Here is a 25,815-nt window from a genome sequence, read left to right on the forward strand (position 1 = left end):
GTTGCGGCACTGGGAGAACGTCATCCCGCTGTTCGATTATCCGATGGAGATCCGCAAGGTCATTTACACTACTAATGCGATTGAATCGCTGAATCGGTCCTTGCGCAAGGTGATCAAGACGAAAGCCGTCTTTCCAGATGAAGAGTCAGTATTCAAGCTGATGTACTTGGCGATGAACAACATTTCTAAACGCTGGAGCCGACCGATCAAGGATTGGCGATCCGCCTTGTCTCATTTTGCTATTCTGTTTCCAGAACGCTTTTCAATCTGACGAAAGAACCTTTACACAAAATTCAGAACACTCTCAGGCTTTTTGAGTTCACCTATACCAGTCTTATCCATTCAAGAGTTGTTGCAGCAAGTCTGACAAACTCCGTCGAACCAGCCGTGAAATGCGCTGACGCAACCTGTTATTCCACCGCTCAATAGGACTGGTTAAACCCGAATCTCCATCCACGGCAAAATGCTGCCCCTGGATGATGAACCGCACTGAACAGGGCGGGCATTGTACAATGCAACTCTTTACCCTCCATCTTCCATGCAGTCACAAGAACTCTCCTCTGCCCCCCCGAAGGCTGATCAATCCAGCCTGGTTGCCATCGCGACCCTCTGCGTTGCCCTACTAGCCGTCTCCTTTGCCCCTATTTTCATCCGCCTGAGTGAAACAGAGCTGGGGGCAAATGCAACGGTTTTAAATCGGCTGCTGGTGTTTCTGTTTGTCTTTGGCCTGGGGCGGCTGGCGTGGCAGCGACTAACCCCTGCGGCCCCAATGGAGGAGGCTCCGTCAGCGCCACCCTTGCAGCAGTGGTTGCTGTTGGGCAGCGTCGGGATTATTTCAATCATCTCCCTGGTTCTGTGGGCCATCTCTCTGCAATACACCACCGTGGCCAAATGCATGTTGCTCAATAACCTGACGCCAATTTTTACCAGTTTGGGCAGCTGGATCCTGTTTGGAAAACGGTTTGATCGCCGATTTTTAATTGGAATGGCGATCGCGCTTTCGGGGGCTATTGCCCTGGGATTTGAAGATTTATCCAAGGCCGAGGGGCTGTTGATTGGTGACCTTCTTGCCCTACTGTCAGCCGTGTTTCTGGGCACTTACTTTCTGGTGGTAGAGCAACTGCGCAGTTCTTTCTCGGCAACCACCATTTTGCTTTGGCGCTGTGCGATTGGCAGTCTGGGATTAATTCCTGTGGTTTTAGTGCGTGAGCCGCAGATGTTTCCCCGCAGCAGCGTCGCTATTTTTGCTGTGCTGGGGTTAGGCATTATCAGCGAAGGGTTTGGGCAGCGCCTGTTGGCAGATTGCATGGATCGGCTTTCTTCAAGTTTTGTGGCCTTATTTTTACTGCTTGAGCCGATCGTGAGCGCGATTTTGGCCTGGCTAATCTTCATCGAGAAGTTAAGTGCCGTCACTTGGGCCGGATTTGCCGTCGTGCTAACGGGAATTTACCTAGCTCAGACCAGTGATGCCGCAATGCATGAAGAATCCTAAAAAAATGATTAAAGGGGCATGACATGCCCCTTTTAGACAAATGGTTCCACGGATTAAAGCTTTGTTCTAAAACTGAGTTGTTAGGGGTGCAACACTAGGATGTACGACCCATTATGGGTTTTTCGTTAATATCCTTAGCCTCAAGCTCAAGATCTTTTATGAGGTGGGGGGGGATCCCAGAGGGGGGATCTTGGGCTTCCACTGCGGACAGTTCATTGCGATATTCAAGCTGCTGAAGGTCCCGCTGCTGCTGCGCCTGGTCAACCGTTTGGTTCTCAATTCGTAGACGCGTACAGGGAATCGTATCGGATAAGATAGCGCTGGCCATCATGCCCGTATGGATCTCCAGTTTGGCTTCCAGGGGAGCCTCGAAAATGAGACGCTGTCCTGGAAACACGACTCGTTCAAAATACCAGTTGGAAATATTCGTAATCCGAGCAATCTGAATGGAGCTTGTGGCATTGATATAGCTAAGGACGGCAAAACCGCGTTCACCGTCCGGTAAAGCATCTAAGGATTGAAACATGATTATTAAGAAAAAACTTTTTTCGAGTGATCCGTCGTATGTTTCTTAAGATAGCAGTTGCTTTCCAAGCGGATTGTCGCAAACAATACGAACCTTGACAGATTGCTGATCATTCTCTTAAACGCCTTGGGCTAAAAACTCGATCTCCAGGTTGGATGATAAGGCTGTGGATTCAGACATTATGCTGGGGCGGATGCCCAGAAAGGGCTGAAATCAAGGCCCAGCCAGTCAATCTGGGGCGATCGCCCCAGATTAGGGCTCTGAGGAGACCGCCCCTCCCTCCGCCTTCAGGAGCCCAATTCCCCCTTGGCGCAGCTGATTTTTTGGATTAGAGGCCAGCCCGTTGCGAGGATGAGGTGGCAATGACCGGAGACCACCTCCGGCCTTGAGCAAGTCTATCGCGGCCCTAGATGTGGTTCAAACCTTCACGATTGATGTTTGGCGGAAAACGGCGAAAATGTTTACAGCGAAGAATGAGAACCCTGGCGATTGTTTTAGTCGCTTGCTGGTTGACCCTGTCCCTATGGCAAGCTCCCAGGGTGCGCCAGCAGAGCGATGGGCAAAGCGAACTTCGTGGCATTTGGCTGACGAACTATGGCGCCCTGCTGACCTATTACACGACGCAGCTAGACGAAACAGTCGCAACCCTAGCCAAACACCATTTAAATACCCTCTATCCCGCGGTCTGGAACCGGGGGAAGGCGCTGCATAGAAGTCGAGTGCTTCAGCATGCCCAGCAAAGAGAGGCCAAGTTTCCTGTCCCCTGGGGAAGCCCGCCGGATCCTCTGGCAGGACTGGTGCATCAAGCCCATCGTCAGCACCTACGCATTATTCCCTGGTTTGAGTATGGCCTTTGGGTTCCCACCAGCTCTGCGATCGCCCAGGCCCATCCCGATTGGTTGACCACCACGCAAACCGGACGTCAGACACTTGATTCCCCCCCCAGCCCTACTGGGTTGCCGCCCTGGTTACGCGCTATGCAACAGGAATGGACAGGCAGTAACCAGGCCTGGCTCAATCCCTGCCACCCAGGGGTGCAGCAGTTTTTAATTGATTTAGTGACGGAAGTGGTTCAAAACTACGAAGTTGACGGAATTCAGCTAGACGATCACTTTGGGCTCCCCCATGAATTTGGCTACGACCCGCTTACCCAAAAGCAATATCGTCAGGAACACCAGGGGCTCCCCCCTCCCCATGACCCCCAAGATCCAGCCTGGGTTGCATGGCGCGCTGAAAAGATCACGCAGCTCATGGTCAAGCTGGTAGAGGCCGTGCGCCAGATCAACCCGCAGGCGGTCATTTCCCTCTCACCCCATCCACCACAGTTTGCCTATCAGCGCTATCTTCAAGCCTGGCCGCACTGGATAGAATTGGGGCTAATCGACGAAGTGGTGGTGCAACTGTACCGTCCCACCCTGTCCAGCCTCAGGGCAGAACTGTCAGATCCGACCCTTTTATCCCTTGCATCTCGGATTCCCCTGAGCGTCGGTCTCTATACCGGTCCAATTCAAAGTCCCAAATCCATCGATCAGATTCAACAAGAGGTTGATCAGGTACGCACAGCAGGCTACCGGGGCGTCGCTTTCTTTTGCTGGGAAACCACGCTCTGGATCTTTAAAGCGAGCTCTGCTACCCGTGTCCAGCAAACCTTTGAACAACTTTTTGCCTCCCCTCACCCCCCGTCTAAATCGACCCTTTCCTAACCCGTGAGGGCACCTAATCCGTAAGAACACCTAATCCGTAAGAACACCTAACCCGTGAGGGCACCTAATCCGTGAGGGCACCTAATCCGTGAGGGCACCTAGGGGAATGAGGTTGCAGTCTAGAATTTTGCCCAGCAGCGGCTCACCGAGCTTGGTAATGACAATGGCGCGTAGTTTTGGATTGGCCTTAACATCGTTGAGAACCTGACTCTCGATGGAGTCCGTATCGCGGTTTGGATTTGCGGAATCAGCTTGGGCGTTATCCAAAAGCGTATTAAAGTCGGCACAGGAGGAAGAGTTGAGTTTTGTTGCTAGCTGGTCACTGAGCTGATTGACCAAGTCAGTGGCCACCTCTTCTGGAAGGGCCGGTTCCTGTGCCAGAAGCATGGAGGTGGGCGAGGCGAGAGTCCGGGGGGTGTCGATCTGCTCCTCCCCGGCTACGGCGGTGCTACTCAGTCCACCCAGAGACAGCCCTAAAGCGGTGATCACAACCCAGAAAGATCGCGGGTTAGCTAAAGATAGAATCGGGCGCATGGTTCATCTCTCCTTGTTCAGAATGATGCTTGGGGATGATTCCGCACACCCACAACGGCCCTGCAAAAACGGCTCTGTGAGCATGGGAGGATTCTCCACATCCTTTTATCATTCTACCGATCCTGTCCTTGATACCAATGGGATAAAGTCACTTGATAGATTTGCTGCCAGGAAAGTTGTTGCTCCTGGGCAATTCGTAAACAATCTTCATATTCAGGCTGTATATTACAGACGCGGCCATGCAGATAGGCCACCTTCACGGCCACGGTTCCGTAAGGCGTTTCGGTGGACTGCATCTCCCGCTTGAGAATGCGGCGGCTCTGATGCGATCGCCGGATACCTAAGGTGGTGGTTTCTGCAAACAAAATGGTTTCGCAAGCCTCTACCTGACTGGGCAGGCACAGGACTGAAATGAGCAGTCCGGGACGCTGCTTTTTCATTCCCACCGCCTGGGTCCACACGTCCAAGGCCCCCAAGGCAAGCAGACGATCGAACACCAGCCCCATGCCCTGGGGGTTGAGGTCATCGACTTGGGTTTCCAGCACAATGACCTCCTCGAGGGCATCCACATCGTCTGCTGGGCTTTCCCCAAGCCAGAGCCGGAGAGCGTTAGGGCAAGGTAAATGGCGTTGACCTGCTCCCAGGCCAATCTCTTGGATCTGCATAGCTGGGGGCGGTCCGAAGGTCTGGGCAAGGGTAACAGCGATCGCGGCCCCTGTGGGCGTCACCAGTTCCCCCTCGATCCCGCTGTGGTAGATCGGCACCGATCGCTGTGCCCAGAGTTCTAGAACGGCGGGCACGGGCACGGGCAGCGTTCCGTGGGCAGCCCGAACGGTGCCTCCGCCCGTGGGCAAGGCCGAGCAGTAAATCTGATCCACCTTCAGCCAATGTAGGCCCAGGCAGGTGCCCACGACGTCAATCATCGCATCCACCGCCCCCACTTCATGGAAATGAACAGCCTCGGGGGGCACCCCATGCACCGATCCCTCTGCGATCGCTAAATTTTGAAAAACCTTTAGACTCCAGGTAGTGACCTGCGGCGGTAGCTGGGCCGACGTCAGGATCTGTTGAATCTCTCCGAGATGTCGATGGGGGTGAGGGCCGCTGGTTTTCACCTGTACCTGGGTTGCCTGCTGTCCCCCACGCTGTACGCGCTTGACGGTTAGTTGATACTCTGAAGAAAGGGAAAGTTGAGCTAACTGAGCCTGGAGGAAGTCCACAGGCACTCCCACGTCAACAAGCGCTCCTAGACACATATCTCCTGCGATTCCCGTTGGGCAATCAAAGTAAACAAGCTTGGGCATGGGGGTCACGGAGACTTTTTATCGTTCACCTTATGATGGCAGATTTTAATGGCGCGTCTTTTCACCTTGCATCCAGAGAATCCCCAGCAGCGCACCGTGGATCAAATCTGTCAAGATTTGGCAGCAGGGGCAGTGATGCTTTACCCCACCGATACCGTCTACGCTATTGGCTGCGATCTCAACTCTAAGTCTGCGATTCAGCGGGTGCGGCAGCTTAAACAGCTCTCCAACGATAAGCCTGTCACCTTCCTATGCTCCTCGCTCTCGAATATTTCCCAATATGCCTATGTCAAGGATCCGGCCTACCGGCTCATGCGGCGGCTCATTCCGGGTCCCTATACCTTTATTTTGCCCGCAACTAAGCTGGTTCCTAAGATTATTCTGAATCCTAAGCGGAAAACAACGGGGATTCGCGTCCCGGATCATGTTCTCTGTCAGTCCTTACTGACCACCCTGGACCATCCCATCGTCTCAACCTCGGCACGGCTTCCAGAGGGCATGCATCACTCCTTTAGCGCCACCCGCAGTCCGGACAATACCGTGGAGCTGTTTGATGCCTTTGACCCCCTGGTCGATATCCTGGTCGATATTGACCAGGAACCCACGGACGCCCCCTCCACAATGGTTGATTTGTGCGGAGATAACCCGATTCTGCTTAGAAAAGGGTTAGGCTGGGAAAAAATAGAGGGACTTGGGATCTCAGAGTAAGAAACTTGAGAGTAAAAAACTTGATGGAGTTCGATCATCCCCAACCCCTCACTTGGTATCCCGCTTGCTGACTGCTTCCTCAACAGTGCCCCTGCGCCCCTATCGATATTCATTTCCCAATGGCCTTGTTTTACTGGTCACCCCCAACCCCGCGGTGGATGTCGTGGCGGCTCGGTTTCTGATGGACGCGGGAATTCGTCGGGAAGACGTCAACGGATGGGGACTCTCTCACCTCGTTGCTAGCGTGATCACCAAAGGCAGCGCTGCTTACTCCTCGGTGGACGTTGCCCAAATTGTGGAGTCCATGGGGGCAAGCCTCGGCACGGACACCGCCCCCGACTACGCGGTGCTGAGCCTGAAGGCCGTCTCTGAGGATTTCGAACCCCTGCTGGCTTTGGCCGCGGAGGTGATGCGATCGCCCACATTTCCAGCCCAGGAACTGGAAATAGAGCGTCAAATTACCCTGCAAGCGATTGCCGCCCGTCAGGAGCAGCCCCTTGCCCTGGCCTTGCGTCCGCTGCAGGAGGCGATCTATGGAACACATCCCTATGCCCAAAGCAGCTATGGCACCTTAGAAACGGTACAAAACTTACAGGTTGACGATTTAAGGTCGTTTCATCAACGGTATTTTCGCCCAGACAAGACCGTGGTGAGTGTGGCTGGTAATATTGACCCTGAACAGGCCTTCCGTTGGGTGGAACGCTACTGGGGAGACTGGCCCCCCCCTCAGCGGGCTGTTCCCGATCCCCCGGTGCCGCTGCCTGCAGCGAGACAAGCACCTGTGGAGATTCTCACCCCCCAACCCACGCAGCAGTCCATCATTGCCTTTGGGTATTTGGGGGTGTCAGTTCACCATCCCGACTACTGGGGATTAAAGCTGCTGCTGACCCATCTGTGCAACGGCCTGTCAAGTCGGCTGTTTCTGGAGCTACGCGAAAGGCAAGGGCTGGCCTACGAGGTTTCTGGGTTTTTCCCAACGCGCCAGGATCCAGCCTCCTGGGTAATTTATTTGGGCACCCGGCCAAGTCAAACTCAAGTGGCTTACGAACAGCTGCGACAAGAGATCACTCAGCTTGTCCAAAACGACCTTTCGAGGGAAGACCTGACGATGGCCCAGCAAAAGCTCATAGGGCAATACACCCTCAACAAACAAACCAATGCCCAACTGGCCCAGCTGTTTGGCTGGTACGAACACCTAGGCTTGGGAGAGGAGTACGATGGAGCCTATGCCAGCTGCATCCAGGCGGTGGATCTGGCGACGATCCAGCGCATTGCCGCCACCTACCTGACAATTCCCGTCTGTTCCATTGTGGGGCCTGAGGCCATTCTGGATAAATTGCAGACCCCCTAAGGGGATTCACCAGCCGAATATGAATCCACAGGCTCGGCATCAATTCGCTCCACATAGTCACCCTGAAGAAGATAGGCTCCCTTTTTAAATCGAATGCTCCATTCGTTGCCAGGCTGTCGTCCCAAAATGACTCCTTCCTCTCCGAGGCTCAAGACCGTCGGTGGGCGCAGCATGGGCATCGGCTCTGCGGTTTTAACGTAAGCGGGCAGCGCGATCAACCGCACGCGATCGCCCGTGGTCAGTTCGTCAGCCATGGAACACCCTAGTCTGGAGCGCGTTGAAAAATCAATCTTTATTTTAAGGCAATTTGCAGGCAGTCCTGCCCCTACGGTGGCTGAGGCCTTGGAGAAATCGGTTGCAGCCGCTCCAGCGGATCGAGTGAATCGAGGCAGAAAACTTGTCTTCCGGTCGCGCTGTTTCGCAAGATAGACACTGTCGCCTGTGCTATTGCCCATGAGCATCTCGCTATCTGTTCTTGGCCAGCGGATTCGTTATTTCCTACAACCCAAGCGGGTTGCTATCCTTGAGGCCTGTCTGATTGGGCTAATTTCTGGATTGGCCGCTGTCATTTTGCAGCAGGGGATTGGCCAACTCGGCAGCTGGCGTATTTATTTAGCGACGGTTGGGCCACCCTACCTAGTCCTGCCCCTGTTTGGGTTACTGGGCGGACTGATTGCAGGGGCAATCGTAGAATATCTTGCGCCCACAGCGAACGGCAGCGGGGTTCCGCAGGTGAAGATTGCCCTGGCTCAGTTACCAATGCCCTTGAATTTACGGGTTGCCCTTGTCAAGCTGCTGGTGACCACCCTAACCCTGGGGTCTGGCTTTATGCTGGGGCGTCAGGGACCCACGGTGCAAATTGGGGCCTCTCTCGCGGCTCAGCTGAGCTACTGGTTGCCCACGGTGCCGGATCATCGCCGTCAAATGATTGCGGCGGGCGCGGGGGCAGGACTGGCGGCGGGCTTTAATGCCCCCCTCGCTGGGGTGTTATTCGTGGTGGAAGGGCTGCTCCAGGATCTATCCGGGTTAACCTTGGGAACGGCAATTATTGCCTCCTTTATTGGGGCAGTGGTGGCCCGGGTAATGGGAGGGCAGGGCTTTACCGTCGGGTTATCCGAGGTGAACACGGGCTTTTCCATTCCCGAAATTCCCTTCTATATTTTATTGGGCGGGGTCGCTGGAGTTTTGGGGGGGCTGTTTAACCAGGGCATGGTGAAGGGGCTGCAACTGTCCCATCAGGGTCTAAAGCTACGGCTGATGTGGCGCATTGCCCTAGCGGGATTAATCTGTGGCATTGTGGTGAGCTGGATGCCAGAGATCTTTCGAAATAATGCCGGATTGCGCAATGTGATCAACTATGGCAATGACCTCGGCTGGCGGTTTGTGGTGGTTGCCTTTGGAGTGCAGTTCCTGCTGAGCATTGTCTCCTACAGTGCTGAGACCCCCGGCGGCATCTTTGCGCCTAGTTTGGTTTTGGGGGCGGCGGTTGGCCATTTAGTGGGTCTGGTGCAGGCACAGTTGCTCGGAACGGGGGCGGTGGTGTCCTACAGTCTCGTGGGGATGGGCGCTTTTTTTGGGGCCGTGAGCCGCGTTCCCATGACTGGAATTGTGATCATTTTTGAGATGACCACAGACTTCAATCTGGTTTTGCCCTTGATGATTAGCGCGGTTGTCGCCTACCTAGTGGCAGAGCGCGTCCAGCCAGGATCCATCTATGATCACCTCTTGACCTCCCAGCGCGATCGCCCGGCGCCCCTGCCCACAGAAAATCTGTTAGATCGCCTGGCAGCTGCGGATATTATGCAGCGCCGGGTGGAAACCTTGCCCAAGGACTTATCCCTCAAAGAAGTACGAGAAGCCTTTGCCCGATCCCACCATCGCGGCTTTCCCGTGATGCACCGGGACCGGCTGGTGGGCATTGTCACCCTTTCCGATCTGACCCCGATTCCCCGCGATCGCTTTGATGAGTCCGATCGGCTTCAGAGCATTATGACTCCGGCCCCAATCACGGTGGCAACTCGCGCCAAGCTTTCTGAAGTGCTGTATCTGCTCGACCACTACAGCCTGAGCCGTCTGCCCGTGGTGGAGGGACGGAAATTAGTGGGTATCATTACGCGGGCCGATATTATTCGGGTGGAATCTAACCATTTAAGCGGCCAAACCTATCGCTTAGAGGCTATTGCCGAACCCTCCTACGTGGTCTACCAAACGCGATCGCCAGCGGTGGGCCAGGGTCGAATTCTCCTGCCGCTCTCCAACCCCAAAACGGCTGATTTTCTGATTCAGTTAGCCATTACCCTGGCCCGCGATCGAAACTATGAGCTCGAATGCTTACAGGTCATTGTGGTGAGTGGGGAGACTCCCCTAACAGAAGCGGCCGTTGATGTTCGTGCGGCCAAACGATTGCTAGAGCGTTCCGTCCGGCGAGCGGAGCAGGCCGGTGTCCCGGTTCATACCCAAATCAAGGTGGCCCGCGAGGTCGCTCAAGCCATTCTAGAAACGGAAAAAGAGCGGCTTATCGATCTGATTTTGATGGGATGGGAGCGACGGCCCGCTCCCCAGGAACGCATTTTTGGCAATGTTGTGGATACCATCATTCGTCAAGCCTCCGGCCAGGTTTTACTGGTGTGTAACTCCCATCGGCCGGACCTTTCCCGCATCCATCACTGGCTGGTTCCCATTGCCGGTGGCCCCAATGGCAAGCTTGCCCTCAAACTGATGCCCAGTCTTTGTCGAATTGATTCTAGTCCCGTTGTGGATCTATGTCAGGTCGTTGCCAGGTCCAGCTCGCCCGTGATTGAGCTATCGGATATGGCGCTGCAGACCGAGGCGCAGGCACTCCAGATGCAGGTGCAGGGGCAGGTTCGATCCCGATCGCTGTGCGCTACGAATGTGGCCGATGCCATCCTGGAACTGGCCCGTCAGGAAAAGGTAGACGTGATTATTCTCGGGGCAACTCGCGAACATCTACTCCAGCAGGTCTTTAAGGGCAATATTCCCGAACGTATTGCCCGCGAAAGTCCCAGTATTGTCATTGTGGTCCGTAGTCCTAATTAGGGGCTGGGCAGGGTTATCGCCCCGCAGAGGCGATCGTGACGGAATCGGGCAAGACGGATGAACCGGGGGTTCGGTATGATGGAGCCGACCCCACGCCACTCGATGGACCCTGCTGATGGCTCAAGTGACTCAAAAATCGCGGTCGAGACTCATTTGGCTGGTGCTGATGCTGGTGAGTTGTTTGTGGGGACTGGGGTTAAGCGCCGTGGCAAGCTGGGCACAGTCCGCCCCGAATCTCGTCCCCTCTGCGATCCCTCAGGAAAATCTGATGGATCGGCTCACCCCGGTGCTTGAGATGGGACAATCTCGCTACTTGGCACGCTGTGGGACATGCCATCTTGCCGTCCCCCCGGCGGTCTTGCCCAGCCAAACCTGGGATCATTTAATTTCGGATTCAGCTCACTACGGCGCCACACTTCCGCCCATTTTTGAGCCGGATTTGTCGCAAATAAGACGCTATCTGATCTTTTCTTCCCGGCCACTCAATCCGGATGAGCCGACGCCGTATCGACTGCGTCAATCGCGCTATTTTAAAGTGCTCCATCCCCAGGTTGAGTTTGCCGCCCCCACAACATTGACCAGCTGCATAGGGTGCCATCCCCAGGCCAACAGGTTTAACTTTCGCCAGAGTATGGAACCACAGAGTCTCGACATACAGAATATTGAACCGCCCCTATCGAGGACCGCGCCAGCGATCGAGGGGCACGCAGTCTAACTCAAACTGGTCGAGGGCACGGGCCACCACAAAGTCCACTAAATCTTCAATGCTTTGGGGATTGTGATACCAAGCCGGAATGGCTGGCACAATTCGAGCACCTGCTTCTGCTAGGGCAGTGAGGTTGCGCAGGTGAATCAAGCTAAAGGGAGTCTCTCGAGGCACCACAACGAGCTTGCGGCCCTCCTTGAGCTGCACATCAGCAGCCCGTTCGAGCAGTCCCCCACTAAGACCCTGGGCAAGTTTGGCGACGGTGCTCATACTACAGGGAATCACGAGCATTCCTAAGGTGCGATAGGACCCGCTGGCAATGCTGGCTCCCACATCACTGGCGGCATGGCAGGTGAGCTGGCCGGTGTCTACCCCAGCTTGCGATCGCCAAAAATCCACTTGTTTTTCCGGATCGGGCGGCATCTTAATCCCCTGCTCCGCTTGCCAAACCTGATAGGAAGCCTTAGACGCAACGAGTTCCACCCTATGGTCAGCAGCCAACAGATATTTCAAGGTTCGCACCGCGTAAATTAAACCCGAGGCACCCGAGACCCCAATCACAATCGGTTTCAACTTAACAGAGGCCTCACATGATTGCTTTATTATTCATCATAAAAAGGGCTCTCTAAGAAAATCAAGGCAGGCTCGTCCTTCCAGAGCTGCGGAGTCTTGTTGGAGCGTTTGTTCTTCCAGGCGATAGCGGGAATGCTATGCACTAGACGAGACAGCAGGTATGTTTAAATATCTGTTTCCTAGACTCTTCCTATCTTTTGCTGCCGCGATCTTGCTGCCATGTTTCTAGTCATACTGCCCTGCTTAGGCTTCTTGGCTTGGATGATCCTAATCTTCAGCCTTTCCACCCCTCTAGGCGGCTGGTCCCATTCGCAATCTCTGATCGAAACGCTGCTCCGGGCTCAGTTTCAATTTCTCAGCCTGGATCAATTGCATCACATCAACCTCTGGGTCCGCAAAGGAGCACATTTTAGTGAATATGCAATGCTTACGGGCTTGGGCTATTGGATGGGGCGGGTCAGTTTCAAGCTGCCCTGGAGACGCGCCTTGATCATGGCCCTCGCCGGATCGATTCTCTACGCCATCTCCGATGAATTTCATCAGTCCTTTGTGCCCGGACGGACCGCCCAGGGGCTAGACGTTTTGATTGATAGTTTTGGAGCATCCACGGTGGTCCTCCTCCTCTACACCTGGGCACGAAAGCCTGAGGGATCGTCCCCCGATGCGGCGTCTGCCTCTTAGGATTCCTGATCACGCCTGCCGATAAAATTTCGTTGGAGTCGATTTCAAGCATGACGGTGACAGAATTTTTACATGCGGCCCTGCCCGTTCAAGACCTGGGGCGATCGCGTCAGTTTTACGAGGGAATTCTGGGGCTTTGCCCTAGCGATCGCCCCCTTTCCTTTCCGGGGCTCTGGTACAGCCTGGGTAAACAGCAGCTTCATCTGATTGAGTCCAGTCTTGCACCAGCCGATGCCCTAAATACGGAACGCTGGGGTCGGAACCGTCACCTAGCGTTTGCCGTGACCGACCTGGGCACCTGCCAACGGCAGTTGGAACTAGCCGGATATCCAGTGCAGCCTAGCGCCTCTGGACGACCTGCCCTATTTACCCAAGACCCCGATGGCCACATCATTGAGTTGAGTCAGCGAGATGCTGATGACGGCTAGTCCGGTGCGATTCTCCGCAAAACTCAAGGGCTGCGGCTCTTGCGTCCTGCGTCCTCCCTTCTCAATTTTCTCTATTCGCTGGATAAAAGCTGTGAGTGTTACCCAAAAAATTCTGACCAGCCTACTGCTGTTTATTCCCGTCTCCCTTGGATCTGCTTTATATCACCTCGATCCTCTGGTCATTTTCCTCACCTCTGCCCTGGCCATTGTGCCCCTAGCAGCCTGGATGGGAACAGCCACGGAGGAGATTGCTGTGGTGGTTGGCCCCTCCCTGGGCGGCTTACTCAACGCCACCTTCGGCAATGCCACGGAACTGATTATTGCGCTAGTGGCCCTGAACGCTGGACTCATTGAGGTGGTTAAGGCCAGCATTACAGGATCCATTATTAGCAATCTTCTTCTGGTCATGGGGCTGGCCATGCTCCTGGGGGGCGTCCGCTTCAAAGAGCAATCCTTTCAGCCGTTGATTGCCCGCGTCAATGCTTCCTCCATGAACCTGGCTGTGGTGGCAATTCTGCTACCCACGGCCATTCACTACACCTCAGTGGGCATTCCCGAACTCTCGATTCGAAATCTTTCCATGGCAGTGGCGGTGGTCTTGATGTTGGTATATGCCCTGACGCTTTTGTTTTCTATGAAGACCCATCGTTACCTGTACGATGCCGGTCTAGCCGACCACGCAACTCCAGAGGGTGAAACCTCCCCTGCCCCAACCAACCCAAAACCGCACCAGCCAAGCTTGAAGCGCTGGACCGTGGTGTTGCTCTTGGCGACGCTGGCCGTTGCTGTGGAATCGGAGCTTCTGGTGCAAAGTTTAGAATCTGCCACAGAGCAGCTCCACCTGACTCCCCTCTTCACCGGGGTGATCCTTCTCCCCATTATTGGCAACGCCGCCGAACATGTCACCGCGGTTACGGTGGCCATGAAAAATAAAATGGATCTTTCCCTGTCGGTGGCGGTGGGGTCTAGCTTGCAAATTGCGCTGTTTGTTGCGCCCCTCTTGGTGATTGCCGGTGGATTAATGGGCCAACCGATGGATCTCGACTTTAATCCCTTTGAGCTGGTAGCAGTGGTGGTGGCAGTGTTTCTTGCCAACTCCATCAGCTCTGACGGTCTTTCCAACTGGCTGGAAGGCACCCTGCTGCTGGCCACCTACCTGGTGTTGGGGTTTGCCTTTTACTTCCACCCGGCCTAGGAGCAAGGTAGGGCACCCAGGGCAATCATCCTTAGGAAGAATTCCTAGGCGATCTTCTGTGGGTGCCCTAGCTGGGGATTTTCTTTCCCTGGAAGGCTTACAGTGCTCCCAGGTAGGAAAAATCAAGCTTACTAAAATGGGTCGTAAAGGCTAAGTTGACTTTTTCTAGGCAGCGCACCAGCCAGCCCACGGCGGCCTGCTTATAGTTTTCATAGTGATTAAACAGCACTGAAATGCGTCGCTCCAGGGATGTACGGACGGATTTTTCTAGAAGCACTAACTTAAGCAGCAGCCCCACCGTTTGGGTACTGCCCAGATTAGAAATGAGATCCATAAAGATAGCGTGCTGAGGCGATCGCCGGCTTTCAATCACCAAGAAATTCAACAGCTGGGTAAAGGTGCGATTCATCAAAATATTGGTCATGGGTTGCCTGTCCTGCTCGGGCGAAATCGTGGCAAGGGTTTGTTGCAGCTGTTTACCAAATCGGCAGTGCACATATTGCGGGTCGAGATCCGCCAGCAAATATTGATAAATATCCTGCTTGAAGTCTGCGAAAGCGGTTTGCGGTTGAACCGTGCGAATAAAGCGTTGAGCACGATGACGATAGCTGCTGCTTCGACCGTTCACAGGTCCGACAAAATGTTTCAGGGTCTGCTGGAGATCCCGGTGGCTTAAAAGCGTTGGGTTTTCTACCTTTCCAGGCATGGGTAAGGGCGCCACCCCGCCCCGGTTTACGGTGGACAGGGCCATGTAGCGAGACAGGTTTTGTTCGAACTCTTTTTGCTTTTCCACCTGAGCAACACGAATGATGCGTTGCTGCTCAGGATCATCTTGTTGACTCAGCAGACAATGGGAATAGAGGTAGGGATAGCGGTGAATTAAGGTGACCAGGGGGGCTTGGTCCGAGGTGCGCCCTGGTCCCCGCACAAACTCGCCAATGCGATTGAGCTGCTGAAAATAGTCGCTCTCTGCAAATTGATAAACCAGCAAACGCAGACGATTGCCGGCATGGCCGCCTCGGCTGGCACGACTGGGGGTTTGGACCTGTTTGATCAGCTCCAGTAGATGAGACACCGCCTGCTTATCCGCCGCCGCCAGTTGCCAGCGATTGACAAGGATATGGCAACAGCGATTAAAAAAGGGCAGCAGCATGCGCGTATTGCTGTGCTGACGCAAGAGCTGTTCAAGGGCCTGACGAATCTTGGGGTCTGGATACTGTTGCCCCAGGATAAAAAGACGATGAAAGCGCTGGAGTACCTGTTCCGGCGATTCAGCTTTGACACAGGCCAGCAGATGGCTATAAATCACCTGTTCACAGCTTTCCAAACCCAAAGATTGGCTCATATCTGAAGCAACGATGAAATTCATTTTGGTTACAGCTCCTGCTGGATTCCCCTCATTCAAGCTGAATTTCGTCAGCTTCATGCCAAGATGCAGGCTAAAGGTGGACCTTTACAGAACGCATCGAGGTCATGAAGCATCGAGTTGAAAAGCCTAGGTTTCCTTTGCAATGTCTCACGCTTCAGTCAGGGGCGCGGCGCACCATTGACGGGTGAAGATGAGCAAGATGGTCAAAGGAGGCCATCCCTCAAAATGCTCAAGGGATAGGCAAAACCTTTGGTGCGATCGCACCTTCATTAAGTCTTCCTAAGCTAATATTTTCCCCCATCCTCTGAGTGTGATCCGCGTCACGGCCGAGGTGATCATATCCGCTGCAATCCGGCGGTAGCAATAGAGTCTACTCGCGTGGCTGGGGCTGAAGCGGGTGGGGATCTGCTCCCTGAACGGGTCTCCTAGGGAGAAAAACCGGAAGCGACGAGATCCAGATTTTGACGCACCGCCTCCGCTGATTTTTGCAGCGCCGCTTGCTCAGTCTCGGTGAGCTGCAGCTCCAAGATTTGTGCGACACCGTCGCGTTTGAGACAAGCCGGCACTCCCAGAAAGATGTCCGCAAGACCGTATTCGCCATCTAGGTATACCGCTGCGGGCACGATGCGCGCTTGATTAAATAAGATGGATTCCACCATCAAGCAGGCAGAGGAAGCCGGAGCAAAATAGGCGCTCCCAGCCTTCATCAAGCTCACAATTTCTGCGCCCCCATTTTTCGTCCGTTCCACCAGGCGATCAATGGTCTCGGCGCTCAATAACTCAGTAATTGGAATGCCATTGACCGTAGAGTAGCGAGGCAAGGGCACCATTAGATCCCCATGGCCGCCCAGAACCGTGGCCGTCACATCCTTAATAGAAACTCGCAACTCCAGGGCAATGAAGGTCTGGAAGCGTGATGCGTCCAGAACCCCTGCCATCCCCATCACGCGTCGAGGAGCCAGCCCGCTGACTTTCCAGGCCAGGTAGGTCATCACATCCAGGGGATTGGTCACCACCAGGACAATGGCATCTGGTGACCGAGCAATCGCCTGCTGGGTCACTTCCATGACAATCTGGGCATTCACCTTCAGCAGGTCTTCTCGACTCATGCCGGGTTTACGCGCCAGGCCTGCAGTGACCACAATGATGTCAGAATCCTGGGTCAGATCGTAATTATCGGTACCCGCAATCGTGCGATCGTGGCGTTCGACTCCCCGAGCTTCCATTAAATCCAGGGCTAGTCCCTGGGGACGCCCAGGATCAATATCGAGCAGTATGACATCGGCAATGTCCTTCTCCACTAAGCGCTGCCCCAAGGTGCTGCCCACATTCCCTGCGCCAATAATCGTGACTTTAGAAGCAGGAGCGGGATGGCAATATTGGACATTCATGGCGCTAGAGAGGGCTAGTGAGGAAAGGGCAAAGGCGGGCCATCTAAAATTGAGTTGAGATCCATCAAGGCTAGACGGCCTCTAGCTGATCAACGGGCAGCCAGACGTTGGGGGTGGGGACTTTAAATTTAACCTGGGCATAGTCACCGCGAATTTCCACCACCTCTCCGGTTCCCTCAAAGACGTAAGGCGGTAGACGGCGATCGCTGGCCAACGCTTCCACGCTGTTGGCAAATTTCTCTTCAATCAGGCGAACGGAGTTTCCTTTTTTAATAGCCATAGTCAAGCAGCAGGGAATGCAAGGATGACTTTATTGTAGGCCATTATTAAGCTGAATCCCGCTGTTTCCTAATGGCCAGCGCTATCGGCCAATCCCGAGCTGCCCAGCCAAACTCGGGGTTAAGGGAATCAGGACCGAGACCGTCAGAAACAGTGCCAGCAATCCCAGGGCGGCACGGGTGTCGTCCACCTCCAGGAGATCATTTTGAGTGGGCCGCTCTAGTTCCCGCTGCAGGAACAAAATGATAATTGCCCAGTAAAGCGCCAGGGGGTTCACCAGGGCCGCGAGAGCCAGAAAAATCAACGTAAACAAGGTGGTGCGTCCTGCAACCCGACGGCCATAAATGGCTTGGATCACCCGTCCGCCATCCAGCTGACCAGCCGGCATGAGGTTAATCGCATTAATGACCAGCCCCAGCCAGCCCACAACAAACAACGGATGAACCGCGACTAAGTCAGCTTGAATTCCGTTGCCTAAGATGACCCGAGCGAGCGAGCCCACCAAGATTGATCCCTGAAACAGAGGGGTAGGGAATGACAGCAGCACGCTGCCTTCGGGAATGGCAGGATTGGGGCTCGACAAAAATAGTCCCAGAATGACCAACAGCAGCGAAACCAGGCCTGACATAGCCGGTCCCGCAAAGGCAACGTCAAACAGCACTGGACGATTAGGGATCAGCGACTCAAATCGATTCAGCGCCCCAAAGGAGCCAATTTGGAGGGTGGGAAAAAAGAACGGAAGGCTAAATCTCACACCATGCCGACGAGCGAGGACCTGATGCCCTATCTCATGAATTAAGAGTAGCCCCACTAGCCCCAGGCCAATGGGCAACGCTTCCTTGATCCGCTCTGGACTAGAGAACAGGTCAAACCCCAACAGAAAGGCGGCAGAAGCCAGGCAGGATACGGTGGTGGCGATCGCTAAAAGGAGCGCAAATCCCTGTTGAAACAGCGACATTGGCTTTGGATCGTTGCGACTGGGGAGCACAATGACCACGGGACGATCCTCTTGGTCTGTCACCAGAAACAGACGATAGCGATCGCCGAGGGCCTCCTCTAGCGCCTCGTTGAGACGGGCGTAGGTGGTCTCCACTTCACCCCGTAGATTCCCCTTGAAGATCACGCCATCCTGGTAGGGGATAGTTTCCGTGGCGAAAAAAGAATCAATCCCAAAAATCCCCTTCATGCGCTGCAGATCTTCATTGGGGACCGGAATGAACGGTTGGGCGGAGTCTGCGCTCTCAGGGGGCTGGTCCTGGGGCGCAGATTCTGAGTTCAACGCTGAGGCGGTTTGGGGCGTTCCAGGGGCGGCAGACAGGGACGGTTTCCCCCCAGACGATCCCGAAGATTGTCGATCGATCAAACCCTCTTGGGTTGCGATCGCCCTCAGCCAGCGACCGAGGGCGATGTAAATCCCAATTGAAATCACGATCAGGGCCAGAATAACGGCCCAGTTCGGAGACAGGCCAATTCCAATTAGGATAAAAAGAATTAACCAGGGGCTCATCAAGACCACAGATTGCAGCCAAGCCACCAATCCTAGCTTGCCCATGGGCCGGGCCCGATAAAACCCCCAACCCAGGGTAGCAATGGCAAGGAGACAGAGGATAAACGTCATCATGGAGGGTGTCCGGCTGCGGGTGAACGGGGCTGGTGCGAAGGAAGGAAGGTTGCACCAGAGATTAGCCACTAGCCTATCGAATTCCCGGATCCTTGTCTTGTCCTTCCTCGAATTAATTTTGCCGCGACTATGGACATTTATCCGGGCCTCCCCTATGATTGTAGATCGCTGCCAAAAAGGATACTGATTCAACCTTGATTCAAGTCCTGGCAACCGTTGGATCGCTGTTCCGAAGCTTTAGAGCAGACTTCAATCCAGCAAGCAATGTTATGACCTCGTGCCTCACATCGCTGTGAAGCGCTGCGCTGCATGAACCAACGCTATGTTGGTGGTTTGAGCCTGTCCTAGCAAGGCCTTTCAAAACATCACCCCTTTGTTGTTCTGGAAGTTTCTTGTGTAGCAGGTAGGTTCAATATCCTGGCGCCATGGCTTTGCGAATCCCTGTGTTTTGTGTTGAGAGGGAGACCCTTTACCGTGTCAGTTGGCATACTTGGAACCAAGTTGGGGATGACCCAAATCTTCGACGACGAAGGTCGATCGATTCCCGTAACTGTTGTACAGGCTGGACCCTGTCCAGTGACTCAGATTAAGTCTGCACAGACGGACGGCTACAGTGCCATTCAAATTGCCTACGGCGATGTTGCAGAGAAGGCCCTGACCCGACCAGAGCTGGGGCATCTGCGGAAAACAGAAACCGGGGCAAAGCGTCATCTACGCGAATATCGCGTGTCCGATGCCGGCGAGTTTGAACTGGGTCAGGAAATTAAGGTGGATCGTTTCGATGCCGGTCAACTGGTGGATGTAACAGGGACCAGCATTGGGCGTGGATTTGCTGGCTACCAGAAGCGCCATGGATTCCGCCGGGGTCCGATGTCTCACGGTTCCAAAAACCATCGCCTGCCAGGTTCGACAGGAGCTGGCACAACCCCAGGTCGAATTTATCCTGGGAAGCGAATGGCAGGTCAGTACGGAAACAGCAAGGTGACGATTCGCAAGCTCACGGTGGTTTCCGTTGATGCAGATCGCAATCTACTGCTGATCAAAGGGGCGGTTCCGGGGAAAGCAGGGGCGCTCCTCAACATTTGCCCCGCCACCATCGTGGGCAAGTCTTAAGCGATTTAAGTGGATTGATCTGTTGGAGTTAAAGCATCATGGTTAGTTGTACAGTCCGGGACTGGCAAGGAAAAGAAGCTGGTCAAGCGGAGTTTGAGGTAAAAGTGGCGTCGGAGGAGACGGCAGCGGGGCTGGTGCATCGAGCCCTGACTCGGCAAATGGCCAATCAGCGCCAGGGAACCGCCTCCAGTAAGACTCGATCCGAAGTGCGCGGCGGCGGGCGCAAGCCTTGGCGTCAAAAGGGCACCGGACGGGCTAGGGCCGGGTCCATTCGTTCTCCCCTCTGGCGTGGCGGCGGCGTTATTTTCGGACCGAAACCCCGCGATTACTCTGTGCAAATGAATCGCAAGGAGCGGCGGCTGGCCTTGACCACGGCCCTGAGCAGCCGGGCAGAGAGTTTGATTGTGGTGGAAGACTTCAGCGCTCAGCTTTCTCGGCCTAAGACGAAGGAAATTATTGCAGCGTTGGGGCGCTGGGGCGTTGCGCCTGAGGCTAAAACCCTACTCATTGTGTCCGAGAAACATGAAACCCTCTACCTGTCGGTTCGCAATATTGAAAACGTCAAGCTGCTCTTGGCTGATCAGTTAAATATCTATGATTTGCTAGCGGCGGATTCTATTGTGGTAACCCAATCTGCGATCGCAAAAATTCAGGAGGTCTACGGTGGCTAGAATCAACCCCACATCCCTAGCCGATTTAATTCGGCGCCCCATCGTGACTGAAAAAGCCACGATGCTTCTGGAAAATAACCAATATACCTTCGAAGTCAATTCCAAGGCCACCAAACCACAAATCAAAGCCGCCATCGAAGAGCTGTTTGGTGTCAAGGTGACCGGAATTAGTACCCAAAACCCACCTCGAAAAAAGCGCCGATTTGGCCGCTTCATGGGAAATCGCTCTCTCTACAAGCGAGCTGTCGTCACCCTGGCCGAAGGGGATCTGATTAATCTTTTTCCGGAAGTCTAGACCCACTGGGTTTCCCTCTGAATTTTTCCATTGCAAGTTGTCCTGAGTAAATCATTATGGGTATTCGATACTATCGACCCTACACACCGGGGTCTCGCCAGAAGACCACCTCTGACTTTGCCGAAGTGACGGTGGATCGGCCAGAAAAAAGTCTGGTTAAGGGTCGTCACCGCCACAAAGGTCGCAACAATCGGGGCGTCATCACCAGCCGTCGTCGCGGGGGCGGCCACAAGCGTCGCTACCGCATCGTTGATTTCTATCGCAGCAAGCTCAACGTACCGGGCAAGGTCGCCACGGTTGAGTACGATCCCAACCGCAACGCTCGCATCGCGCTGATTCACTATCTAGATGGAGAGAAGCGCTACATTCTGCATCCCCGAAACCTGGAAATTGGGGCCACTATTCAGGCGGGTCCTGAGTCTCCCATTGAAATTGGCAATGCACTTCCCCTAGCCAACATTCCTCTGGGTACAGAGGTACACAACGTTGAGCTGGTTGCCGGTCGCGGGGGTCAGATTGTCCGGGCAGCTGGCGCGTTGGCTCAGGTGGTTGCCAAGGAAGGAGATCTGGTCACGCTCAAACTGCCCTCCGGTGAGATGCGAATGTTCCGTAAAGAGTGCTACGCCACCATTGGTCAGGTGGGCAACGTGGAGGCAAGCAACCTGTCCGTGGGCAAGGCCGGACGTAATCGCTGGAAAGGTCGTCGTCCTAAGGTTCGAGGCTCGGTGATGAACCCGGTGGATCACCCCCACGGTGGGGGGGAAGGCCGAGCTCCCATTGGTCGCAGCGGACCTGTGACGCCTTGGGGTAAGCCAGCCCTCGGATACAAGACTCGGAAGAAGAAGAAGCAAAGTAATGCGTTGATTGTGCGCCGCCGCCGTCGGTCCTCCAAGCGGGGCCGCGGAGGTCGAGATAGCTAGTCTGTTCCCACTGCAAACCTATCGTTGTCTGGATATCACCCAAAATTATGGCTCGCTCTCTAAAAAAAGGTCCTTTTGTTGCGGATCACCTCATGAGTAAGATTGAGGCCCTGAATACCAAGGGGGAAAAGCAGGTAATTAAAACTTGGTCACGAGCGTCGACCATTTTGCCCCAGATGATTGGCCACACCATTGCTGTTCATAACGGGCGGCAGCACGTTCCGGTCTACATTACAGAGCAGATGGTGGGGCATAAGCTGGGAGAGTTTGCGCCCACGCGAACTTTCCGCACCCATGTCAAAGGTGACAAGAAAGCCCGCATGTAGTGAGTGGTTCGCGCCCTAGACTGGGCATCTCTCAAGTCCAATCTCCCTCGTGAGTGAATCTTAAGTAAGGTAATGAACAGTCAGTTAAAAGCAATTACAGGGGCCTATGCCACTGCGCGGTATGTACGCATGTCTCCGCGCAAGGTCCGTCGAGTTCTTGACCAAATCCGAGGTCGGAGCTACCGCGAGGCCCTCATTATTCTTGAATTTATGCCCTATCGAGCCTGCGAACCCGTTCTCAAGCTCTTGCGGTCTGCCGCCGCTAACGCCGAGCACAATGACGGGTTTGAGCGTGCCTCCTTGATCATTAAGGAAGCCTATGCCGACCAGGGACCCTCCCTCAAGCGGTATCGTCCAAGGGCACAGGGTCGAGCCTATCAGATTCACAAGCCAACTTGCCACATCACGATTGCCGTGAGTCCGGTGAATGCGGAATAGTGGCTTGATGTAAACCATTTCGATTGCTGTTTTTAACTGCTTTTCAGTAAAAGGATTCATTGTCGTGGGACAAAAGATTCATCCAACCGGATTTCGTCTGGGTATTACCCAGCCTCATCGCTCTTGCTGGTTTGCTGACTTTGATCGGTATCCCGAACTGCTGCAAGAGGATCAGAAAATCCGCAACTATGTGTATAAAAACTTAAATAATGCTGGGATTGCGGGCGTCCGGATTGAGCGGAAGGCGGATCAGGTTGATTTAGAAGTGCGCACCGCTCGTCCAGGCGTTGTTGTGGGTCGTGGCGGTAGCGGTATTGATGCCCTGCGTCAGGGGCTTCAGAAGGAGATTGGCAGCGATCGCCCCATCCGAATCAACGTAGTGGAAGTGGCGCGTGTGGATGCAGAGGCCAGCCTAATTGCGGACTATATCGTTCAGCAACTCGAGCGTCGAGTTTCCTTCCGCCGCGTCGTGCGGCAAGCCATCCAACGAGCTCAGCGCGCCGGGGTTGAAGGAATTAAAATCCAGGTGGCCGGCCGTCTGAACGGGGCTGAAATTGCCCGTACAGAATGGACCCGAGAAGGGCGCGTTCCTCTCCATACCCTGCGGGCGGATATCGACTATTCCTATAAAACCGCTAGCACCATCTATGGAATTTTAGGCATCAAGGTTTGGGTATTCAAAGGTGAAGTGTTGCCCGGTGCCGATCTTCAACAACCTCCCCGAGAGGCGCCAAGTCGCCGTCGTCAGCAGCGTCGCCGCCAGCAGTTTGAAGATCGATCCGAGTCCAAAGAGTCCTAAATCTATTGTGATTCCTTGTTTGTGAGAGTTCTCAACCCTGTTAGTTTATTGATTCGCTACGAGCGTCCATCATGTTAAGTCCAAGAAGAACAAAATTCCGAAAACAGCAGCGGGGGCGAATGCGGGGAAAAGCCACCCGCGGCAACACGATTAGCTTTGGTGATTTTGGCCTGCAAGCCCTTGAGCCCTCCTGGATTACCTCGCGCCAGATTGAAGCCGGACGGCGGGCCATGACTCGCTACATTCGTCGCGGCGGAAAAATCTGGATTCGGATTTTTCCAGATAAACCAGTCACCATGCGACCTGCGGAAACTCGCATGGGATCAGGTAAAGGAGCCCCGGAATATTGGGTTGCGGTGGTGAAGCCGGGTCGGGTTATGTATGAGATTGCTGGGGTTCCCGAAGCCACTGCCCGAGAAGCGATGCGTCTGGCATCATTCAAAATGCCGATTAAAACCAAGTTCATCATTGCTGACAAACAGGAGGACTCCTAGATGGCACTGTCCAAAATGTCTGATCTGCGAGAGCTCTCCACAGAAGAGATTGAAACCGAGATTCAGCAGCTCAAGCGCGAGCTATTCGATCTGCGATTTCAACAGGCCACCCGCCAAACTGTTAATCCTCACGAGTTCAAGCACCGGCGACATAAAATTGCCCAGCTCATGACGCTCCAGCATGAGCGTTCAAGGCAAAGCTAGTTAAAAATATCCCCATGAGAGAGCATTCGTAGGAGAACTATTCCCTAATGGCAGTTAAAGAGCGAGTTGGCACTGTTGTCAGCGATAAAATGGATAAAACGGTGGTGGTTGCGGTGGAAAACCGTGCACCTCACCCCAAATACGGCAAAATCGTTGTCAAAACCCGTCGATTTAAAGCCCACGACCCGGAAAACACTTGTCACACAGGCGATCGCGTTCGCATTCGCGAGACCCGACCTCTTAGCCGCACCAAGCGCTGGGAAGTTGCCGACATTCTGTCCAAGGCGAATCAAGCATAGGAGTGGCGCCACATGATTCAACAGGAAAGTTACCTCACCGTTGCCGACAACAGCGGTGCGAAGAAGTTACTCTGCATTCGCGTCATTGGCGGTGGTAATCGAACCTACGGCGGCGTGGGAGACATTGTGATTGCAACGGTTAAGGATGCTATTCCCAATATGCCCGTTAAAAAGTCCGATGTCGTTCGCGCAGTCATTGTGCGCACGAAAAAAGCCATTCGTCGTGAAAGTGGCATGACCATCTCCTTTGACGACAATGCAGCCGTGCTCATTAATGCCGATGGCAATCCCCGCGGTACCCGCGTATTTGGTCCTGTGGCCCGTGAGCTACGCGACCGGAATTTCACCAAGATTGTGTCCTTGGCTCCGGAGGTTCTCTAGACAATGGTTAAGCGTCAGCAGACAAAACAAGTGCGGCATCGCATGCACGTTAAAAAGGGAGATACCGTTCAGGTGATCTCAGGCAAGGATAAGGCAAAGGTCGGTCAGATTCTTCAGGTTTTTCCCAAGAACAGCACCGTCATTGTAGAGGGCGTCAATCAAAAGACTAAGCACCTCAAGCCTCAGAAAGAAGGTGAATCTGGACAAATCACAGTGCGTGAGTACCCAATTCACTCGTCAAATGTGATGCTCTATTCCACCAAGGAAAACGTAGCCAGCCGCATTTGCTACACCTTTGATGAGTCCGGACGCAAGGTTCGTAAGCTCAAGAAAACAGGTGAAATCATTGACTAATATCTTCATCGGTTCTCTGACCCAGACCAGAGAACATCAAAAGGAGTAAGCCCACTATGTCTGTCAGACTCAAACAATTTTACTTTGATACAGCGGTTCCTAAGTTACAGGAACAGTTTAAGTATCAAAACATTCACCAGGTTCCCAAGGTTCTCAAGGTCACCATTAACCGGGGATTAGGAGAAGCAGCCTCCAATGCTAAGGCCTTGGAAGCGTCTCTCAGCGAGATTGCCCTGATCTCCGGCCAACGCCCGGTGGTCACCCGCGCCAAAAAGGCGATCGCTGGCTTTAAAATCCGCCAGGGTATGCCCATTGGGGTCATGGTCACCCTGCGACAGGACCGGATGTATTCCTTCCTCGATAAGCTAATCAACCTGACCTTGCCCCGTATTCGTGATTTCCGGGGCGTCAGTCCGAAGAGCTTTGATGGTCGGGGCAATTACACCTTAGGACTGCGTGAGCAGCTCATCTTTCCAGAGGTGGAGTACGACAGTATTGACCAAATTCGTGGCATGGACGTATCCATCACCACATCTGCCAACACAGATGAAGAAGGCAGAGCCTTATTAAAAGTATTGGGAATGCCCTTTCGGGAGAATTAGT

32 protein-coding genes are annotated in these 25,815 nt (G+C 54.1%); 23 read left to right on the plus strand and 9 right to left on the minus strand.

Annotation, left to right across the window (positions count from 1 at the left end; genetic code table 11):
• Both QQ91_RS20940 and QQ91_RS20945 read left to right on the plus strand, forming a co-directional pair.
• Positions 1-271 (plus strand): transposase (locus QQ91_RS20940; RefSeq protein ID WP_166278119.1); only part of this gene is annotated, 271 nt, incomplete at its 5' end.
• 267 nt (positions 272-538) lie between these two features.
• A complete protein-coding gene (locus QQ91_RS20945; RefSeq protein WP_166278122.1) occupies positions 539-1,492 on the plus strand; it encodes a DMT family transporter in 954 nt (317 codons plus the stop codon).
• Positions 1,493-1,586: 94 nt separating this feature from the next.
• Here QQ91_RS20945 and QQ91_RS20950 read toward each other — a convergent pair whose 3' ends face one another.
• Positions 1,587-2,018: a DUF1830 domain-containing protein gene (locus QQ91_RS20950; RefSeq protein WP_166278125.1), complete on the minus strand. Its 432-nt coding sequence runs from the start codon at positions 2,016-2,018 to the stop codon at positions 1,587-1,589.
• Between the two features lie 473 nt (positions 2,019-2,491).
• On the opposite strand from QQ91_RS20950, the gene QQ91_RS20955 reads away from it, so the two are divergent.
• On the plus strand, positions 2,492-3,721 hold the full coding sequence (locus tag QQ91_RS20955) for a glycoside hydrolase family 10-like protein (protein WP_201277228.1): 1,230 nt from the start codon (positions 2,492-2,494) through the stop codon (positions 3,719-3,721).
• An 81-nt stretch (positions 3,722-3,802) separates the two neighbouring features.
• Here the strand turns inward: QQ91_RS20955 and QQ91_RS20960 are convergent, their stop codons facing one another.
• Positions 3,803-4,255: a hypothetical protein gene (locus QQ91_RS20960; RefSeq protein ID WP_166278130.1), complete on the minus strand. Its 453-nt coding sequence runs from the start codon at positions 4,253-4,255 to the stop codon at positions 3,803-3,805.
• Positions 4,256-4,368: 113 nt separating this feature from the next.
• Positions 4,369-5,559 (minus strand): nickel pincer cofactor biosynthesis protein LarC, encoded by a 1,191-nt coding sequence (larC, locus tag QQ91_RS20965; RefSeq protein ID WP_166278133.1) that lies wholly within the window; start codon positions 5,557-5,559, stop codon positions 4,369-4,371.
• Positions 5,560-5,607: 48 nt separating this feature from the next.
• Here larC and QQ91_RS20970 point away from each other — a divergent pair, with 48 nt between their 5' ends.
• Positions 5,608-6,267: an L-threonylcarbamoyladenylate synthase gene (locus QQ91_RS20970; protein ID WP_166278136.1), complete on the plus strand. Its 660-nt coding sequence runs from the start codon at positions 5,608-5,610 to the stop codon at positions 6,265-6,267.
• Positions 6,268-6,331: 64 nt separating this feature from the next.
• A complete protein-coding gene (locus QQ91_RS20975) occupies positions 6,332-7,618 on the plus strand; it encodes a M16 family metallopeptidase (RefSeq protein WP_201277229.1) in 1,287 nt (428 codons plus the stop codon).
• On the opposite strand, the gene sipA is transcribed toward QQ91_RS20975, so the two are convergent.
• On the minus strand, positions 7,615-7,872 hold the full coding sequence (gene sipA, locus QQ91_RS20980) for a regulatory protein SipA (protein ID WP_166278139.1): 258 nt from the start codon (positions 7,870-7,872) through the stop codon (positions 7,615-7,617). The two genes, QQ91_RS20975 and sipA, sit on opposite strands and share 4 nt — an antisense overlap.
• A gap of 199 nt (positions 7,873-8,071) precedes the next feature.
• Between sipA and QQ91_RS20985 the strand changes: the two genes are divergently transcribed.
• Together QQ91_RS20985 and QQ91_RS20990 are read left to right on the plus strand one after the other, a co-directional pair.
• Positions 8,072-10,675 carry a chloride channel protein gene (locus QQ91_RS20985; protein WP_166278142.1) on the plus strand — a complete coding sequence of 868 codons (2,604 nt, stop codon included), beginning with the start codon at positions 8,072-8,074 and terminating at the stop codon, positions 10,673-10,675.
• Positions 10,676-10,790: 115 nt separating this feature from the next.
• A complete protein-coding gene (locus QQ91_RS20990; protein WP_166278145.1) occupies positions 10,791-11,390 on the plus strand; it encodes a cytochrome C in 600 nt (199 codons plus the stop codon).
• Here QQ91_RS20990 and QQ91_RS20995 read toward each other — a convergent pair.
• Entirely contained in the window at positions 11,349-11,954 is a 606-nt protein-coding gene (locus tag QQ91_RS20995) for a flavin prenyltransferase UbiX (RefSeq protein WP_166278147.1), read from the minus strand. The two genes, QQ91_RS20990 and QQ91_RS20995, sit on opposite strands and share 42 nt — an antisense overlap.
• Before the next feature lie 219 nt (positions 11,955-12,173).
• Here QQ91_RS20995 and QQ91_RS21000 point away from each other — a divergent pair, with 219 nt between their 5' ends.
• The 3 genes from QQ91_RS21000 (at position 12,174) to cax (ending at position 14,258) form a co-directional block, all read left to right on the plus strand.
• Positions 12,174-12,635, plus strand: coding sequence for a VanZ family protein (locus QQ91_RS21000; protein WP_166278150.1), 462 nt, complete (start codon positions 12,174-12,176; stop codon positions 12,633-12,635).
• 50 nt (positions 12,636-12,685) lie between these two features.
• Entirely contained in the window at positions 12,686-13,063 is a 378-nt protein-coding gene (locus QQ91_RS21005) for a VOC family protein (RefSeq protein WP_166278153.1), read from the plus strand.
• Positions 13,064-13,154: 91 nt separating this feature from the next.
• A complete protein-coding gene (gene cax, locus QQ91_RS21010; protein ID WP_250833433.1) occupies positions 13,155-14,258 on the plus strand; it encodes a calcium/proton exchanger in 1,104 nt (367 codons plus the stop codon).
• A gap of 97 nt (positions 14,259-14,355) precedes the next feature.
• Here cax and QQ91_RS21015 read toward each other — a convergent pair whose 3' ends face one another.
• The 4 genes from QQ91_RS21015 to QQ91_RS21030 form a co-directional block, all read right to left on the minus strand.
• Positions 14,356-15,627: a Sll1247 family protein gene (locus tag QQ91_RS21015; RefSeq protein ID WP_166278156.1), complete on the minus strand. Its 1,272-nt coding sequence runs from the start codon at positions 15,625-15,627 to the stop codon at positions 14,356-14,358.
• Positions 15,628-16,052: 425 nt separating this feature from the next.
• Positions 16,053-17,018 carry a malate dehydrogenase gene (mdh, locus tag QQ91_RS21020; protein ID WP_166278159.1) on the minus strand — a complete coding sequence of 322 codons (966 nt, stop codon included), beginning with the start codon at positions 17,016-17,018 and terminating at the stop codon, positions 16,053-16,055.
• Between the two features lie 70 nt (positions 17,019-17,088).
• A complete protein-coding gene (locus QQ91_RS21025) occupies positions 17,089-17,298 on the minus strand; it encodes an NAD(P)H-quinone oxidoreductase subunit O (RefSeq protein ID WP_166278162.1) in 210 nt (69 codons plus the stop codon).
• An 81-nt stretch (positions 17,299-17,379) separates the two neighbouring features.
• Complete coding sequence (locus tag QQ91_RS21030; protein ID WP_166278165.1) at positions 17,380-18,918, minus strand: site-2 protease family protein; 1,539 nt, start codon at positions 18,916-18,918, stop codon at positions 17,380-17,382.
• Positions 18,919-19,392: 474 nt separating this feature from the next.
• Between QQ91_RS21030 and rplC the strand changes: the two genes are divergently transcribed.
• From rplC to rplE, 13 genes are all read left to right on the plus strand, one after another.
• On the plus strand, positions 19,393-20,031 hold the full coding sequence (gene rplC, locus QQ91_RS21035) for a 50S ribosomal protein L3 (RefSeq protein WP_166278168.1): 639 nt from the start codon (positions 19,393-19,395) through the stop codon (positions 20,029-20,031).
• Between the two features lie 38 nt (positions 20,032-20,069).
• The gene (gene rplD, locus QQ91_RS21040) at positions 20,070-20,702 is read left to right on the plus strand and encodes a 50S ribosomal protein L4 (RefSeq protein WP_166278171.1); all 633 of its coding nucleotides are present in this window, start codon (positions 20,070-20,072) and stop codon (positions 20,700-20,702) included.
• Entirely contained in the window at positions 20,695-20,997 is a 303-nt protein-coding gene (locus QQ91_RS21045) for a 50S ribosomal protein L23 (protein ID WP_166278174.1), read from the plus strand. Before rplD ends, QQ91_RS21045 begins: the two co-directional genes overlap by 8 nt.
• Positions 20,998-21,053: 56 nt before the next feature.
• The gene (gene rplB / locus QQ91_RS21050) at positions 21,054-21,917 is read left to right on the plus strand and encodes a 50S ribosomal protein L2 (RefSeq protein WP_166278177.1); all 864 of its coding nucleotides are present in this window, start codon (positions 21,054-21,056) and stop codon (positions 21,915-21,917) included.
• Positions 21,918-21,964: 47 nt separating this feature from the next.
• Entirely contained in the window at positions 21,965-22,243 is a 279-nt protein-coding gene (gene rpsS, locus QQ91_RS21055) for a 30S ribosomal protein S19 (RefSeq protein ID WP_166278180.1), read from the plus strand.
• A gap of 72 nt (positions 22,244-22,315) precedes the next feature.
• Complete coding sequence (gene rplV, locus QQ91_RS21060; RefSeq protein WP_166278183.1) at positions 22,316-22,681, plus strand: 50S ribosomal protein L22; 366 nt, start codon at positions 22,316-22,318, stop codon at positions 22,679-22,681.
• A 64-nt stretch (positions 22,682-22,745) separates the two neighbouring features.
• On the plus strand, positions 22,746-23,480 hold the full coding sequence (rpsC, locus tag QQ91_RS21065) for a 30S ribosomal protein S3 (RefSeq protein ID WP_166278186.1): 735 nt from the start codon (positions 22,746-22,748) through the stop codon (positions 23,478-23,480).
• Positions 23,481-23,551: 71 nt separating this feature from the next.
• Positions 23,552-23,974, plus strand: coding sequence for a 50S ribosomal protein L16 (gene rplP, locus QQ91_RS21070; protein WP_166278189.1), 423 nt, complete (start codon positions 23,552-23,554; stop codon positions 23,972-23,974).
• Positions 23,975-24,178, plus strand: coding sequence for a 50S ribosomal protein L29 (gene rpmC, locus QQ91_RS21075; RefSeq protein WP_166278192.1), 204 nt, complete (start codon positions 23,975-23,977; stop codon positions 24,176-24,178).
• Positions 24,179-24,225: 47 nt separating this feature from the next.
• Positions 24,226-24,477, plus strand: coding sequence for a 30S ribosomal protein S17 (rpsQ, locus tag QQ91_RS21080; protein ID WP_166278195.1), 252 nt, complete (start codon positions 24,226-24,228; stop codon positions 24,475-24,477).
• 12 nt (positions 24,478-24,489) lie between these two features.
• Positions 24,490-24,858 carry a 50S ribosomal protein L14 gene (rplN, locus tag QQ91_RS21085; protein WP_166278198.1) on the plus strand — a complete coding sequence of 123 codons (369 nt, stop codon included), beginning with the start codon at positions 24,490-24,492 and terminating at the stop codon, positions 24,856-24,858.
• A gap of 42 nt (positions 24,859-24,900) precedes the next feature.
• Positions 24,901-25,212, plus strand: a complete 312-nt coding sequence (rplX, locus tag QQ91_RS21090) for a 50S ribosomal protein L24 (protein ID WP_201277240.1) — start codon at positions 24,901-24,903, stop codon at positions 25,210-25,212.
• A gap of 56 nt (positions 25,213-25,268) precedes the next feature.
• Positions 25,269-25,814, plus strand: coding sequence for a 50S ribosomal protein L5 (gene rplE / locus QQ91_RS21095; protein WP_166278203.1), 546 nt, complete (start codon positions 25,269-25,271; stop codon positions 25,812-25,814).
• The last annotated feature ends 1 nt before the right edge of the window (position 25,815 follow it).

The sequence above is a fragment of the Lyngbya confervoides BDU141951 genome, assembly GCF_000817775.3.
GTDB classification, from domain to species: domain Bacteria; phylum Cyanobacteriota; class Cyanobacteriia; order Thermosynechococcales; family Thermosynechococcaceae; genus Lyngbya; species Lyngbya confervoides.